The organism is Sphingopyxis panaciterrae (genome assembly GCF_011762125.1).
Taxonomy (GTDB): Bacteria; Pseudomonadota; Alphaproteobacteria; order Sphingomonadales; family Sphingomonadaceae; genus Sphingopyxis; species Sphingopyxis panaciterrae.
The window spans coordinates 17,848-32,838 of the sequence record NZ_JAASQN010000002.1 but is presented as its reverse complement, the minus strand read 5'-3'; the positions used below and the strand labels follow the sequence as shown (position 1 = coordinate 32,838).

At 63.8% G+C, this 14,991-nt stretch carries 14 protein-coding genes and 1 tRNA gene; 5 read left to right on the top strand and 10 right to left on the bottom strand.

Features of this window, described 5'->3' with window-relative positions; translation table 11 throughout:
* Positions 1 to 252: 252 nt before the first annotated feature.
* The 7 genes from FHR22_RS07845 to FHR22_RS07815 form a co-directional block, all read right to left on the bottom strand.
* A complete protein-coding gene (locus tag FHR22_RS07845; RefSeq protein WP_166940901.1) occupies positions 253 to 1,392 on the bottom strand; it encodes an acyl-CoA dehydrogenase family protein in 1,140 nt (379 codons plus the stop codon).
* A gap of 110 nt (positions 1,393 to 1,502) precedes the next feature.
* Entirely contained in the window at positions 1,503 to 2,696 is a 1,194-nt protein-coding gene (locus FHR22_RS07840) for an acyl-CoA dehydrogenase family protein (RefSeq protein ID WP_166940899.1), read from the bottom strand.
* Positions 2,697 to 2,841: 145 nt separating this feature from the next.
* Positions 2,842 to 3,741, bottom strand: coding sequence for a PAS domain-containing protein (locus tag FHR22_RS07835; RefSeq protein ID WP_166940897.1), 900 nt, complete (start codon positions 3,739 to 3,741; stop codon positions 2,842 to 2,844).
* Positions 3,742 to 3,845: 104 nt separating this feature from the next.
* Complete coding sequence (locus FHR22_RS07830; protein ID WP_166940895.1) at positions 3,846 to 5,480, bottom strand: TadG family pilus assembly protein; 1,635 nt, start codon at positions 5,478 to 5,480, stop codon at positions 3,846 to 3,848.
* Positions 5,481 to 5,484: 4 nt separating this feature from the next.
* A complete protein-coding gene (locus FHR22_RS07825) occupies positions 5,485 to 5,940 on the bottom strand; it encodes a TadE/TadG family type IV pilus assembly protein (protein ID WP_166940893.1) in 456 nt (151 codons plus the stop codon).
* A gap of 210 nt (positions 5,941 to 6,150) precedes the next feature.
* Complete coding sequence (gene yghU, locus FHR22_RS07820; protein ID WP_166940891.1) at positions 6,151 to 7,035, bottom strand: glutathione-dependent disulfide-bond oxidoreductase; 885 nt, start codon at positions 7,033 to 7,035, stop codon at positions 6,151 to 6,153.
* 74 nt (positions 7,036 to 7,109) lie between these two features.
* Positions 7,110 to 8,288 (bottom strand): CaiB/BaiF CoA transferase family protein, encoded by a 1,179-nt coding sequence (locus FHR22_RS07815; protein WP_341786575.1) that lies wholly within the window; start codon positions 8,286 to 8,288, stop codon positions 7,110 to 7,112.
* Between the two features lie 229 nt (positions 8,289 to 8,517).
* On the opposite strand from FHR22_RS07815, the gene FHR22_RS07810 reads away from it, so the two are divergent.
* Positions 8,518 to 8,607 (top strand) — tRNA-Ser (locus FHR22_RS07810).
* Positions 8,608 to 8,672: 65 nt separating this feature from the next.
* On the opposite strand, the gene FHR22_RS07805 is transcribed toward FHR22_RS07810, so the two are convergent.
* The gene (locus FHR22_RS07805) at positions 8,673 to 9,299 is read right to left on the bottom strand and encodes a Yip1 family protein (RefSeq protein WP_208417591.1); all 627 of its coding nucleotides are present in this window, start codon (positions 9,297 to 9,299) and stop codon (positions 8,673 to 8,675) included.
* 178 nt (positions 9,300 to 9,477) lie between these two features.
* On the opposite strand from FHR22_RS07805, the gene hspQ reads away from it, so the two are divergent.
* Positions 9,478 to 9,852: a heat shock protein HspQ gene (gene hspQ / locus FHR22_RS07800; protein WP_166940889.1), complete on the top strand. Its 375-nt coding sequence runs from the start codon at positions 9,478 to 9,480 to the stop codon at positions 9,850 to 9,852.
* 22 nt (positions 9,853 to 9,874) lie between these two features.
* Here hspQ and FHR22_RS07795 read toward each other — a convergent pair whose 3' ends face one another.
* The gene (locus FHR22_RS07795; RefSeq protein ID WP_166940887.1) at positions 9,875 to 10,747 is read right to left on the bottom strand and encodes an ABC transporter permease; all 873 of its coding nucleotides are present in this window, start codon (positions 10,745 to 10,747) and stop codon (positions 9,875 to 9,877) included.
* Positions 10,748 to 10,855: 108 nt separating this feature from the next.
* Between FHR22_RS07795 and FHR22_RS07790 the strand changes: the two genes are divergently transcribed.
* Together FHR22_RS07790 and FHR22_RS07785 are read left to right on the top strand one after the other, a co-directional pair.
* On the top strand, positions 10,856 to 11,545 hold the full coding sequence (locus tag FHR22_RS07790; RefSeq protein WP_166940885.1) for a GcrA family cell cycle regulator: 690 nt from the start codon (positions 10,856 to 10,858) through the stop codon (positions 11,543 to 11,545).
* Positions 11,546 to 11,577: 32 nt separating this feature from the next.
* Positions 11,578 to 11,940, top strand: a complete 363-nt coding sequence (locus tag FHR22_RS07785) for a PaaI family thioesterase (RefSeq protein ID WP_208417590.1) — start codon at positions 11,578 to 11,580, stop codon at positions 11,938 to 11,940.
* 51 nt (positions 11,941 to 11,991) lie between these two features.
* On the opposite strand, the gene FHR22_RS07780 is transcribed toward FHR22_RS07785, so the two are convergent.
* On the bottom strand, positions 11,992 to 12,837 hold the full coding sequence (locus tag FHR22_RS07780) for an outer membrane protein (RefSeq protein ID WP_166940881.1): 846 nt from the start codon (positions 12,835 to 12,837) through the stop codon (positions 11,992 to 11,994).
* Positions 12,838 to 13,009: 172 nt separating this feature from the next.
* Between FHR22_RS07780 and parE the strand changes: the two genes are divergently transcribed.
* The gene (gene parE / locus FHR22_RS07775; protein WP_166940879.1) at positions 13,010 to 14,989 is read left to right on the top strand and encodes a DNA topoisomerase IV subunit B; all 1,980 of its coding nucleotides are present in this window, start codon (positions 13,010 to 13,012) and stop codon (positions 14,987 to 14,989) included.
* The last annotated feature ends 2 nt before the right edge of the window (positions 14,990 to 14,991 follow it).

The window sequence follows — 14,991 nt, the reverse complement described above, 5'->3', positions numbered from 1 at the left end:
CGCAATCGGCCGAGCGCAAGGCTGCCAGCGGCCCCCGCCTTCGCGGGGCGACGGTTATTTGGCTAGCGTCCGCAATCGGCCGATTCTTGTCGTTTCCTCTGCTCCTCGTCATCCCGGGCTTGACCCGGGATCCCGCTTTTTGAGGGCAGCGACAGTTTTCGACGTCCAGCGGGACCCCGGATCAAGTCCGGGGTGACGAAAAAGGACATGGCCACTCCCGGCCGGAACCGGTCCCTTCCATTCCGGACCCCGTCAATCCGCCAGCGTAATCCGCTCGTACCGCTCCATATGATGGTCGGCGCTGCCGAACTGGCCCTCGATCATCGTCGCGCGCTTGAAATAATGGCCGATGGCGAGTTCCTGGGTGATGCCGATGCCGCCATGCGTCTGGATCGCGTTCTGGCCGACGAAATTCGCACCGCGCGCGACCTTTGCCTTGCACGCCGACACGGCGGCCATGCGCTCGTTCGCCGGCTGGCCCAGTTTCAGCGTCCCCATGATCGTCATCGAGCGCGCCTGTTCGACTTCCATGAACATGTCCACCATGCGGTGCTGGAGCACCTGGAATTTCGCGATCGGCACCCCGAACTGCTTGCGCTGCTGCGTATATTCCAGCGTGCCTTCGTGCAGCTTCTGCATGACGCCGGTCGCCTCCGCGCACACCGCCACCGTCGCTTCGTCGACGACCTGCTCGATCAGCGGCAGGCCCGCTCCCTCGCCGCCCAGCAGCGCGTCGCCGGGGATCGCGACATTCTCGAAATAAATCTCCGAAGCGCGGCTGCCGTCGACGGTCGGATAGTCGCGGCGGACGATGCCGGGAAGCTTGGCGTCAATCAGGAATAACGACACGCCATCCGCATCGCGCTGCGCGCCGCCGGTGCGCGCGGTGACGAGCAAATGCGTGGCCCAGGGCGCGGTGTAGACGACACTCTTGTGGCCGTTCAGCAGATAGCCCGCGCCGTCCTTCTTCGCGTTCGTCTTGAGGTTGGCAAGGTCGTAGCGCCCCTGTGGCTCGGCATAGGCAAAGGCGATAATCGCGTTGCCGGCGATGATTTCGGGGATCATCGCATCGGCCTGTGCGCCGCCGACGGCCTTCAGCGCGCCGCCCGCGATAACGACGGTCGGCAGATAGGGTTCGATACCGAGGACCTTGCCCAATTCCTCCATGATGATCGCATTTTCCAGCGCGCCCCCGCCGAGCCCGCCATGCTCTTCGGCGAAAGGTGCGCCGAGCATGCCGAGTTCCTGCGCCAGCGCGGTCCAGATCGCGGGATCGCGTCCGCTGTCGCTATCGATGAACTTCTGGCGTGTTTCGAAGTCGTAGGTGTCGGCAAGGAAGCGCGACAGCGTGTCGCGGATCATGTCCTGCGTTTCGGTGTAGGTGAAATCCATTATCGTTGTCCTCGATTTGATCGTCATCCCGGCGAAGGCCGGGATCTCACCGCTGCGTCGTCGCGACAGGTTGAGATCCCGGCCTTCGCCGGGATGACGTCAATTTGTGATCAAAGCCCGAGCACCATCTTCGCGATGATGTTCCGCTGAATCTCGTTCGACCCGCCATAGATCGTCGTCTTGCGCATGTTGAAATAGGTCGGCGCGGCGCGATGCGCATAATCGGGGCCGATCGGATGCTCGTTGTCACTTTCTCCGAAACCCCGGAAATAGGGCGCGCCATAATGGCCGACCGCCTCCAGCGTCAGTTCGGTCAGCCGCTGCTGAATCTCGCTGCCCTTGATCTTGAGCAGGCTCGACTCGGGTCCCGGCCCCCTGCCCGCGTTCGGCCCGGCGAGACTGCGCAATTCGGTGAATTCGAGTGCGGTCAGATCGACCTCCAACTCGGCGAGCTTGCGCTTGAAGAAGGCGTTGGCGAGCAGCGGCTTGTCGCCGTCGAGTTCGGTGCGCGCGATCGCCTTCACCTTCTCGACCCCGCGCTTCGACGCGGCGACGCCGGCGATGCCGGTGCGTTCGTGCGCAAGCAGGAACTTGGCGCAGGTCCAGCCCTTGTTTTCCTCATGGACGCGCTGCGACTGCGGGACGCGCACGTCCTCCAGCCACACCTCGTTGACCTCATGCTCGCCGCCCAGCGTGATGATCGGGCGCACGGTGATGCCGGGCGACTTCATGTCGATCAGCAGGAAGGAAATGCCTTCCTGCTGCTTTGCTTCCTTGTCCGTGCGGACGAGGAAAAAGCCCCAGTCGGCGTGCTGCGCCATCGTCGTCCAGGTTTTCTGCCCGTTGACGATATAGTCGTCGCCGTCCGGAACCGCCGTGGTACGCAGGCTGGCAAGATCCGATCCCGCACCGGGTTCCGAATAGCCCTGACACCACCAATCCTCGCCCGACAGGATGCGCGGCAGGAATTGGGCTTTCTGCTCGGGGGTGCCGAATGTGTAGATCACCGGGCCGACCATCGCGAGGCCGAAGGGCATCAGGCGGATGCAGTCGGCGCGCGCGGTTTCCTCGGAGAAAATGAAGCGCTGCGTCGGGGTCCAGCCGGTGCCGCCATATTCGACGGGCCAGGCGGGAGCGACCCAGCCCTTCTTGTACAGCACCTTGTGCCAGGCAAGAAAATCTTCCTTGGCCAGCTCATCGCCCTCATCCTGTTTCCCGCGCAGTTCGGCGGGGTAATTTTCGGCGATGAAGTCGCGCACTTCCTTCTGGAAGGCCAGTTCTTCGGGGCTGAACTCCATGTCCATGACGATTCTCCCTTGGGCAATCCCGCGCTTATATTGCCGCCTCACGCTTACGTAAAGGTAAGTTGTCTTTTGCTACGCGTTGCGTGACAACTTCGCCAACTTCGGCCGCCTTGTCCAGCGCCGCGACGGCGAGGAGAAAACAGGTTCAGCCGGAGCAAATAGGCGTGACCAGGACGACCGCGCCTTCGCTGGCATAAGCGCCGCGCACCTCGGCGATCGAGAGGGTTACGTCGAGCGCCACGCCTTCGCGCGTGACGATCTGCGACACGACCCGCACCGGCTCGCGACCACGAAAAACCTCTTCGAGCGCTTCCGCAAAGGCAGCGCGCTGACCGACGGCGAGCAGCGCGGAGAAGCGCACCCGGCGGATCGCGGCGGGATCGACACCGACCATCGACATCAGCGTATCGTTCGCCGCCTCGATCGTTTCGCGAACCGACAGCCGGACGTGACCGACGCCGCCATCGGCGTCGATCGCGGTCGCCAGCGCGCGCCGCGTATCGGACGCAGCGACATCCTCCAGCGCCTCGCTGACATCGCGCAACATGATCGCGCCGCCGACAGGCAGCGGCACCAGATCGACCCGCAGCCACTGGCGCGCACGAAAGATGCCCGGAACATCGCCGGAAAAGCGTTCGCGATGGTCGATCAAGCGGATGATCCGCTGGAACAGCAGGCTGCCGTGCAGCTGCGGCAGCGCGGCGGTGAGTTCCTTGCCAAGAAGGGCCGCTGCGGCGTGTTCGAGCATATCGCTCGCCGCCGGATTGACCGCGAGGATATGCCATTGCCGGTCAATGACGATGACCCCGTCACGGACGGCTTCGACCACCGACACCAGCGATTCCCGAAGACCGTTGGCCGACGTCGGATCCGTGCTGTTTTCGCGGTCGAGGCGCCGGTAGTCGTCGAGCGAAATGAGGACATGCGCGTCCTTGCCATGGTGCGTCACGACGACCGGCTTGCGCGCCGCCTGCAACCGCCAATTGGCGAAACCGCGAATAAATTCGGCGGCTGAAACTCTCTGGGGTTCACGCGCTGTTGCCATATCGGCCTCCTCAAAGCCAATATTAGCGCACCCTGTTCATCTTGTTGCGCCGGATGGGATGCAACGATGTGCGTTATCGATCCGATCTGGCGCCGCTCTGCATGTCAAACCAGCCTTGCCCTGCCGCATTTGAGCGCATTGACCCGCGCATCCGCCTCGCCGACGTGGACACCGAGGACGCCGGTGATATCGGCGATCAACGTGTCGAGCACCGGCGCGGCCAGCCCGACCGTGTCGCCGACCAGCGACGTCAATATCTTGGCGTTGATGCCGATTCCGAGCAGCGGGACGTTGACGCTGAGGTCCATCCGTTCGGACAGCGACTTGGCCGCGCCCGCGACCAGCCCGCTGCTCTCCACCGTCTTCACCTTGCCGGCATCGATTTCGGCCCGCGAAAAGCGGAGCGGTTTTTCGGCAAGGTCGGACAATATCATCTCGGCCCTGGCATCGACGCTCGCCAGCGGCAGGCTGACCAGGCGGGCGGGCTGCAGGTTGAGCTTGCGCTGCATGTTCCGAAAATCGCTGTCGTTGACGGTCCCGATCCCGATCGTCGCGGGCGTCGTGGTGACCGCCAGCGCGACCGACCTGTTGCCCGCCCCCTGACACTGGATGTCGGATATGCGTGCCGACGCCGACCCGAGTTCGGCCAGCACCGGAATCTGCACCGCGGCGAGCGGCGTCGATACCTTGGCGTCAAGCTTGAAGCGCACCTGTGCCGTACGCACGATGACATCGTCGGTGTCGGTGACCGCGATCAGCGGCGAATTGGCCGGCGGTTCGCCGATCATCAACGCCAGATTGACGCCCGATCCGCCGGGAAGATTGGCCGCGAGCGACAAGTCGAGCTGGCGGTTCGCATTGCCGAGGAGCAGCATCGCCCGGGCGAGATCGAGTGCATTGACCTTGACCGGGTTAGCGGCATCGACACGGATGCTCGACGAACGCGGCCCGAGGTCAATCGCGTGCGACGGCACCAGGCTACGCGGCAGCGCGGCCGATGCCAGCTTCTCGAGTGCGGTCGAAACCTGGCCATCGGACGAGCGCGCCAGCGCCGACAGCACCTGGGGCATCGTCACCTGGCTGTCGAGCGTCTGGCCAAAGGTCAGGACGTCAGCCCCGGCCTGGGTCCGGAGCGCATCCGAAAAGGCGAGCAGGTCGATATCGGCACTCGCCAGCGCATTATAGTCCATCACCGACAGGTTGACCTGGCTGCCGGTCAGCGCCGACAGCAGGGCATTGGGCACGCCGCCGTGCACGGCGGCGACGCGCGAGCCGAGCGAAAAAGCCGCATAGCCGCGCCGCGCGCCCGTCGCGGTCGCACTGATCAGGCTTTCGCTGCGACCGGTCAGCAAGCGCCCGAAGAACAATGGGCGATTGCGCGTCAGCGTGACACGCACGGCGTTCGGTGAAGCGCCTCCCGCCGAGAAGCGCCGCTCGGCCTCGATCGCGGCGTTGGGCGTGTAGGTTCCGCTGGTCAGCGAAGCGATCGTGATCGTGCAGGCGCAGCTCGCCGCTATGATGTGCTGGGTAGCGGCACGCTCTTCCCCGGGGCGCGCCGCCGCTGCCATTGCTGCGGCATCGGCGATGCCCTGCAGCTTACGGCGGTCGAGATAGAGCGAACCGACATCGACGGCCAGCGCCGCCGAGCCGACGAGCATGGTGAGGGCAAAGGCCGACATGATGCTGATGCCCGCCCGCCGGTCGTGGATCAGCGCGGAAAAATTCGAAAAGAGGGTCATGGCGTCACTCCACCGGCAGTTCGAAGGTCGCGTTGGCGCGAATGATATTGCTGGGAACCGGAATGATGGTCGTGCGAAGAAAACTGTCGGCGGGCACAGTGTAAGCCACGCCGACGGTGATCGCTTCTGTGGTTTCGGAGATGGTGACCGTGCGCACGTCGGGGGTGAGGCGCCCCGCCCCGCGCAAGCTGCGATCGATCGCGCGCGTCGCGATGGCCCGGCGGTCGGTCGCATCGAGACCGACGATCGCGGCGCGCGCGCCGTCATTCGCCGCCTGCTGCACGCTGTGCGCGAGCAGGAAATATTGCCCGTAGACGAGGATGCCCATCAGCAGCGCGATGAAGAGCGGCAGCACGATCGCCATTTCGATCATCGCCGCGCCGCGCTCGCTCCGCATCAGATTGAGGCCAGCGCTGGCTGGCTTGCGGGCGAGCCGCGTGAAGAAGGTTTGCGCTGTCATGCGTCCAATCATGGACGCCGGCAATGAAAGCCGGGTCGCTGAGCCGCGACGCCGGCTTTTCGCATTTTACGCAATTTCAGACCCGACGTCCGCTGCGCGCTTGCCGCCCGGAACCGCCGGTTCCGGGTTTCATCGGCGGTTATCCTGTCGAAAGCTTAACTTCGACAGGGCACCAGGCTTCGTAAAACCGATATTCGGACGCGGCTGGCCTTATTCTGCTGCGGTTTCGGGCGCGAGCTTGTCTTGCGTCCGCAAATCGAAATCGGACGCATCGTGCCGTTCGTGCAACTGGCTTGCCGGATCGCCCATGACACGGTTGACCATGCGCCCGCGCTTCACCGCCGGACGTTCGGCGATCTGGTCGGTCCAGCGTTGGACATGCTTGTAATCCTGCACCTGCAGAAACTCGCCGGCGTCATAGACAAGGCCTTTGGCAAGCGCGCCATACCAGGGCCAGATTGCCATGTCGGCGATCGTATAATCGCTGCCTGCGACATATTCGCTCTCCGCCAACCGACGGTCGAGGACGTCGAGCTGGCGCTTTACCTCCATCGCATAGCGATTGATCGGATATTCCTGTTTGGTCGGGGCATAGGCATAAAAATGCCCGAAACCGCCGCCGAGGAAGGGGGCGCTGCCCATCTGCCACATCAGCCATGAGAGCGTTTCGGCGCGTTTCGCGGAGTCGGTCGGCAGGAAGGCGCCAAATTTTTCGGCAAGGTGGATCAGGATCGCACCCGATTCAAAGATGCGGATCGGTTCGGGGCCGCTGCGGTCGACCAATACGGGGATCTTGCTGTTGGGATTGGCGGCGACATAACCGCTCGAAAACTGGTCGCCTTCACCGATATTGATCAGCCACGCGTCATATTCGGCGTCGGCGTGGCCAGCCGCCAGCAGTTCCTCGAGCAACACCGTCACCTTGACGCCATTTGGGGTGCCAAGTGAATAAAGCTGCAGCGGATGCTTTCCGACGGGCAGGTCCTTGTCGTGCGTCGGCCCGGCGACCGGTCGGTTGATATTGGCGAAACGCCCGCCGCTTTCCTTGTCCCACGTCCAGATCTTCGGCGGCACATATTCACTCTGCTCGGTCATCGCGGACTCCTGCGCTTAATTTCATACTGATCGGTACTTAAGCTTGATCGACGAGGCCGTCCACCGGCAAAGGGTCAAATAATCCTTGTCGCCCGCAAAGCCGAAATGGCTTCGTCGTCATAGCCGAGTTCGGCGAGGATCATGTCGCTATGTTCGCCGGCACGCGGCGCAGGCGCCAGCGCGGCCTTGTCATTTTCCGACAGAGTGACCGGCGTCCGGATGATCGGCGCGGGCGCGCGGGTGCCGGGATAGTCCATCGGTTCGACCAGCCCCGCAGCCACCACCTGCGGCTCGGCCAAGGCATCCGACGGCCGCAGGACGGGGCCCGCCGGGACCCGGGCGGTCGCGAGGTCGGCAATCGCCTGTTCGGTGGTCCGCGCCGCGCACCAATCGGTCATCAGCGCGGTCAGCTCCGATCCATTTTCGCCGCGTGCCATGTCGGATCGAAAGCGCGGATCGTCGGCGAGTTCGGGCCTGCCGACCAATTGCGCCCAGCGCGCGAAAATCGGATTGCCGACGACCTGTGTCATGATCCACCCGTCGCGCGTCGCGAAGATATCGGTCGGCGCCGAACTGAAAGCGCGATTGCCCATCATGCCGCGGTCGATGCCGTTCAGCGCATGGTCGATCGTCAGCCCGTTCGAAATCGCGAGCGCGCTCCCGAGCAGCGACCCGCTTACCCGCTGCCCCTTCCCCGTCCGTTCGCGCTCGTGAAGCGCGAGCATCACCCCGAAAGCACAATGAAGCGCGGTGGTGAAATCGACATAATTGACCTGCGCGCGCGCCGGCTGCCCGCTCGCCCCGGCGAGATAGACGGCGCCCGACATCGCCTGCCCCACGGCATCGAAGCCGACGCGCTGCGCCAGCGGCCCCTCGCTGCCGAAAGCCGAGGCGGTGACAAGGATGATCCGGGGTTGCAGCGCCGAAAGCGTCAGATAATCGAGCCCCAGCTTTTCGAGTGCATCGTCGGGCATGTTCGCGATCACGACGTCGGCGGTGCGGACGAGCCGGCGCACGACTCCGCGCCCCTCCTCGCTTCCGGGCTTGATCCCCAGGCTGCGCTTGTTCCGGTTCATTTGCAGGAACATGGCGCCTGATCCGTCGTCCGCAACCGGAACCGAAAAGCGATCTTCATTACCGTTCGGCGCTTCGATGCGGATGACATCTGCCCCATAATCGGCGAGCAGCGCCGCGCAATAGGGCCCGGCGATGTAACGCCCGAAATCGAGAACGCGGATACCCGTCAACGGCACGATGGACTACTCCATTCCTTTCGGTCCGTCAGGCGCTAGCAGCGGCCCGTCGAGGGTGCCAGCGCCTTCGTGGAAAGGTCCAGCTTGCGCCAATTGGCGTTCTGGGAAGCGCGGACCTGCTGGTGGGGCTGGCGGGTCTGGTGCCTGCCATTCATCTGGTGCGCCGCGATTTTGTGACGAGAGGGTTGCAAGTGTCGCGGACCGCCGCTAGGGGCGTCTGCCTCAGCGAGGAGAGTTGGCTGAGTGGTCGAAAGCGTCGCACTCGAAATGCGAAGTGCCGGCAACGGTACCGAGGGTTCGAATCCCTCACTCTCCTCCAATTTTCTACCAGCGACCACCGGGTAGACGGCCGCCCCGACGCTGCGCCGGGACGGCTGGCGAGCGCTACCCCCGGATGCTGAGCAGCGAAGGCGCCGTCAACGACGCAATGACCGCGCCGACGATCAGGAACAGCACGATCGCGACGACGACTACGATGACGGTATAGCCAACTGCCTTCTCCTGCGGCACTTTCATCAGGACCGGCAGGCCGAGATAGAGAAGATAGAGACCGTAAAGCCCGAGCAGGGCGCCGATCAGCCCCAGCGCCGGAAGCAGCCCGAAAATGCCGCCGACCCAACCGGCGGTGGCCGAATATGCCGCGACCTTGAGCGCCTGGATCTGATCTTTTTGCCCACCGAAATTCGGTGCGAGCCCGTCGATGACAAGCGCGAGGATGAACACGATCGCCAAGGACAGGCCATAGGACAGGATCGCCGAACCCAGCGCGCTGCCGAGCGGCGGATGATAGGTCACGCCAAAGGCGGTGAAACCGAAAAGCTGGCCACCGATGAATCGCGCGACGGGACCGATCGCGGCCAATGCAACAACATAGGGTATGTAGATGGACTGGGTGGTCGCGCTCTCGGCAGCGATGGCCGGCCATGTCTCCTTCGGTTTGAGAAGAATGTCCTTCGCCCGCTGGATGATGCCCGATACCGGACTGGAATTATTCGGAGGCAAATCAGCCATTATGCGTCTCCCCTATTTGTGGCGGCCCGTATCCAATCCAAAATGCAAAGGCCATGGGAGCATGCTAACCCGAACGGCCAATACATCTGTAATCCCGATCACAGCTCGATTCGGCAAACTGCGACCGGACTGAATGTAACCGACTTGAAACTCGCGTAAACAGCCATAGATTGACCATATGACGCCTGAATCCCCATCCAAGCTGCCCACCGCCGTAATCGCGCCGCTCATCGAGCGAGCGCGCTTTGCACCGGGGGATATCGTGCGCCATCGGATGTTCGATTTTCGCGGCGTCGTATTCGATATCGACCCCGTCTTCGCGAATAGCGACGAATGGTATGAAGCGATTCCCGAGGCGATCCGCCCTGCGAAGGAACAGCCCTATTATCATCTGCTCGCCGAGAGTGAGGATTCGTCGTACATCGCCTATGTCAGCCAGCAGAACCTCGTTGCCGACGGCGACGGCGGGCCGATCGATCACCCCCAGGTCGATGCTATGTTCGACGGGCTCGATCGCGGCCGCTACCGGATCCGCGCGATCCATCGCCACTGACCCGGACGCCCAATCCGAACGATCAGGCCTTCAACTTCCATCCCGACGCGAGCAGGCGGTAGGTCAATACGCCGAGTGCGACGTTCACCAGGATCAGCGCGAGCGCGGCTGTCAGCACCGGGTTGGCGATCGTGGAATCGACGGTGCCGATAAAGCCGTAGCGGAAACCCATGATCGCATAATAAACAGGATTGCCATGCGCGATCGTCTGGAACCAGGGCGCGAGCCGGTCGACCGAATAGAAGGTACCGGAAAGCAGCGCGAGCGGGGTCACGACGAAATTGGTCACTGCGGCGGCATGGTCGAATTTTTCCGCCCAGACCGATGTGATCAGCCCGAGGAAACCGAGCATCGCCGCGCCGAGGACGCCGAAAAGGACGACCGCCCACAGATGATCGGGAATGACATGGACGCCCGGCCAGAGCAGCATCGCGAGCCACAGCGCCAACCCGACAAGCAAGGCGCGCGTGACCGCGGCGCCGATGAGCGCAATGATCAATTCGCCGACCGCGAGCGGCGGCATCAGATAATCGACGATCGTGCCCTGTATCTTGCCGACGAGCAGCGAAAAGCTGGAATTGGCGAAGCTGTTCTGCAGCATTGCCATCATGATCAGCCCTGGCGCAATGAAATCGGCGAAGGGGACGCCGATAACCTTGCGGCCCGCGCCGCCGAGGGCGACGGTGAAAATGACGAGAAACAGGAGCGTGGTGATCGCCGGGGCCCAGATAGTTTGCAGCTGGACCTTGAAAAACCGCCGCACCTCCTTGACATAGAGGGCCTGCATGCCCGGAACGTTCAGGGTGTGGATATGCGGTACGCCGGGTTCCGCAAAAGTCGGAACGGCGGTGAAATCGCCTGAGTCGGAGCGTGAAATTTGGGGCTGGTCGTTCATGGCGTTCTCGCCTATCGCCTCCCCGATCTTACCGCAAGCTGGGCAATGACGGAGCCGGTCCGAAAGGATCGCCGACAGGTTCGCGGCGTGGAATGATGAGGAATATATATGTCATGGACTGACGAGCGCATCGAAAGCCTGCGCACGATGTGGGAAAAGGGCCTGACGGCCAGCCAGATCGCCGACGAACTCGGCGGCGTGAGCCGCAATGCGGTGATCGGCAAGGCGCATCGGCTCGGCCTGAAATCGCGCCCATCGCCGGTCAAGGCCACTGAAAAGGTCGCGAAGCCGGCCAAGGCGCCGGCGACGCCGAAGCCGGCAGCGCCTGCCCCGGCGCCACGCGCGGTGGCACCTGCGGCACCGCGCCCGGTTGCGCCGGTACGCCCCGAACCCAAACCCGTGATCGATGCATCATCGGATGACGAAGGCACCACTGCCCCCGCGCCGCCGAAGCCCGACAGCCCGCGCATCGTTTCGATCGGCCCCGGCGGCTTCATCCGCCAAGGCCCCGGCGACCAGCAGGCGCCGATCCCGCCCGCGCCGCCGCGCCGCCTGGTGCCCGCGAAGCCGAGCCCTGAAATCGCCGACAAGACGAGCCTGCTCGACCTCAACGATCGCATCTGCCGCTGGCCGATGGGGCATCCGGGCGAGCCCGACTTCCATTTCTGCGGTGAAGCAGTGAACCCCGGCTTCCCCTATTGCGTCGAGCATTGCGGCCGCGCTTATCAGGCGCAACTGCCGCGCGGCACGCGCCGCCCGCCCCCGCCCCCGCCGTTCGGCGGACCACGCGTCCGGTGAAGCCCTTCGGGCAGGAGTTTGAATTTGCGCGCATGCTCGGCTTTCAATTGGTCGAGCGTGGCGACGGGCGATGCACGATGGCAATCGAGATCGATCCTGCGCGCCATTTCAGCCCGCAGGGCGCCGCCCATGGCGGTGTCGCCTATTCGCTTGCCGACACCGCCATGGGCGGGGCGCTGACCAGCCTGCTCGGCGACGAGCAATGGTGCGCGACGCTGGAGATCAAGTTTAACTATCATGTGCGCGTCGGCGAAGGCCGACTGACGTGCGAAGCCGAGGTTCTGCACCGTGGTAAGCGCATCGCGAACGTCGATGCGCGCCTGTATCAGGACGGCCGCATGGTCAGCAGTGCCAACGGTAATTTCGCTGTGTTTGCAGCGCCAGCTACCGCATAAGGAAAGGCGCCGGGTCTTTCGACCCGACGCCTCCTTCCCGCTCCCAAGAGGTCAGAAGCGGAAGCTCACGGTCCCGCGCACGCTGTGGGTCCGGAAGTGCGGATCGCTCCGCTGAATATCGGTTCCACCGGCTTCGATCAGGAAGGGATTGGTCGCCGGCGCGGTGCCGGGACCAACATTGACGGTATAATCGTCGTCCTTCACGTCGGTGTAGAGATATTCGAGGCCAAGCCCGATGCGGTTCGTCACCATGATTTCGGCGCCACCGCCAGCCGAATAACCCCAGGCATTGGTCTTGCCATTGTCGGCGAAGCTGTTGACGCTGTTCGTGGTCGTGAACTTGTTGTCGAGCCGCGCGTAGGCACCGCCGCCGGTGACATAGAAAAGCGCGCCGCCGCCGGGCGTATAACCGGCACGCAGGCGGGCGCCTGCCTGATAATCGGCTTCACGGCTCATCGTATAGCTTGCGGGTGTGGTCGAAAAGCCGCTCACGCTGTCGCGCGCTTCGCTGCGGCCCCCTTCGAGCACCGCGCCGACGACGAAATTGCCCATGCGCCGGTCATAACCAAGGCGTCCGAAATATTCGGGGCCGTCCTTGTCGTTGCGGCAGCCGACATTGGCGGTGCCGGTCGCGGCGCCGTTGCAGAAGCCGCGCGAAAACGCGTTGGCGCCGCCCGACGTATTGACGGTGTCGCCATAGGTGCCGTCGAGATCATTATCGAAGACCAATGTTTCCCGGCGATCATTGCCTTGCACGGTATAGCCGCCGCCGATCGAGATATAGGGGCCGTTGAAGTCCTGCGACGTGTCGCGACCGCCGCCGGTCGTTTCTTGGGCCATGGCGGGCACGGCCAGGGCGCCAACCGCCACAGCGGCGAGGAGAGAGGTGAGTTTCATTATTTTTACTCCGCTTTTTGAATGACTTTGCAGTCGGGGGCGAAACTCGCCGCGTCATTCCAAAGTTCCTCGCCGGCATCGAAATGCGATGAACCGAGCCCCGGGCGCGATACGTCCGCTGCCGCGAAAACCACGCTTGCCAGCGGCCTTTCTCGCCCCCTATAGCCGGTGCATGAGTCACGATTTGTTCGACAGCTCCGCCCCCGCGACCGAAAGCTACAACGCCTCGCAGATCGAGGTGCTCGAAGGGCTCGAACCGGTCCGCCGCCGCCCGGGCATGTATATCGGCGGGACCGATGAACGCGCGCTGCATCACCTCGCCGCCGAAGTCATCGACAACAGCATGGACGAGGCCGTCGCAGGCCACGCGAGCCGCATCGAAATCGAGCTTGCGGCCGGAAACCGTCTGACCGTCATCGACAACGGGCGCGGCATGCCCGTCGATCCGCATCCGAAATTTCCGGGCAAGTCGGCACTCGAGGTCATCATGACGATGCTGCACTCGGGCGGCAAGTTCGAGGGCAAGGCCTATGCCACATCGGGCGGCCTGCATGGCGTCGGCGTCAGCGTCGTCAACGCGCTGTCGGTCGACACCGCAATCGAGGTCGCGCGCGGCAAGCAGCTTTATCGCCAGCGCTTCTCGCGCGGCACGCCGCTCGGCGGGCTCGAAGAACTGGGGCCGACGCCGAATCGCCGCGGGACGAGCGTGTCCTTCGTTCCCGATCCCGAAATCTTCGGCGAGCATGGCCGCTTCAAGCCGCAGCGCCTCTACCGTATGGCGCGATCGAAGGCCTATCTGTTCGCGGGCGTCGAAATCCGCTGGAAATGCGCGCCCGAGCTGATCGGCGACGACACGCCTGCCGAGGCGGTCTTCCAGTTCCCCGGCGGGCTAGCCGACCATTTGAAGGAACAGATCGGCACCCGCGAATGCGCGACCGCCGAGCCGTTCGTCGGGCGGCAGGACTTTCCCGGCGATCAGGGCCGCGCGGAATGGGCGATCGCCTGGCCGCTGTGGTCCGATGGCTCCTACAGCTGGTATTGCAACACCATCCCGACCCCTGCCGGCGGCACCCATGAGGCGGGGCTTCGCGCCGCGCTCACCAAGGGGCTCCGCGCCTTCGGCGAACTGATCGGGCAGAAAAAGGCGACCCAGATTACCGCCGAGGATGTCTTCAACGGCGGCGAGATGATGTTGTCGGTCTTCATCCGGGACCCGCAGTTTCAGAGCCAGACCAAGGACCGGCTGTCGAGCCCCGAAGCGGCGCGTTTCACCGAAAATGCCGTACGCGACCATTTCGACCATTTTCTGTCGGACAATATGGACCGCGGCCGCGCCTTGCTCGGCCTCGTCCTCGACCGCATGGACGAGCGGTTGAAACGGAAGGCGGAGCGCGAAGTCAAGCGCAAGACCGCGACCAGCGCACGCAAGCTCCGTCTGCCGGGAAAACTCACGGACTGTGCGAACAATGGCCCGGAAGGCACGGAACTGTTTATCGTCGAAGGCGACAGCGCCGGCGGCAGCGCCAAGCAAGCGCGCGATCGCAAGACGCAGGCGATCCTGCCGATCCGCGGCAAGATCTTGAACGTCGCGAGCGCCAGCAACGACAAGATCCGCGCCAATCAGGAGATTGCCGACCTCGCGCTCGCGCTCGGCTGCGGGATGCGCAAGGATTGCGACGCCGACCGGTTGCGGTACGAGAAGATCGTTATCATGACCGACGCTGACGTCGATGGGGCGCATATCGCGACCTTGCTGATGACCTTTTTCTTTCAGGAGATGCCCGATATCGTCCGGCGCGGTCATGTCTATCTTGCGCAGCCGCCGCTATATCGGCTGACCGCAGGAAGCACTTCGGCCTATGCGCGTGACGACGCGCACCGCGCCGAGCTCGAGGCAACGCAGTTCAAGGGCAAGAAGGTCGAGGTCGGCCGCTTCAAGGGTCTGGGAGAAATGAACCCGAACCAATTGAAGGAAACGACGATGGACCCTGCGACGCGTTCGATGCTGCGCGTCATGCTGCCGCAGGAATATGAAGAGCGGCATCTGGTCAAGGATCTTGTCGACCGGTTGATGGGCAAGCATCCCGAGCATCGCTTCCAGTTCATCCAGGCAAACGCCGCGAGCCTCGACGAGGCGGCGATCGACGCCTGATA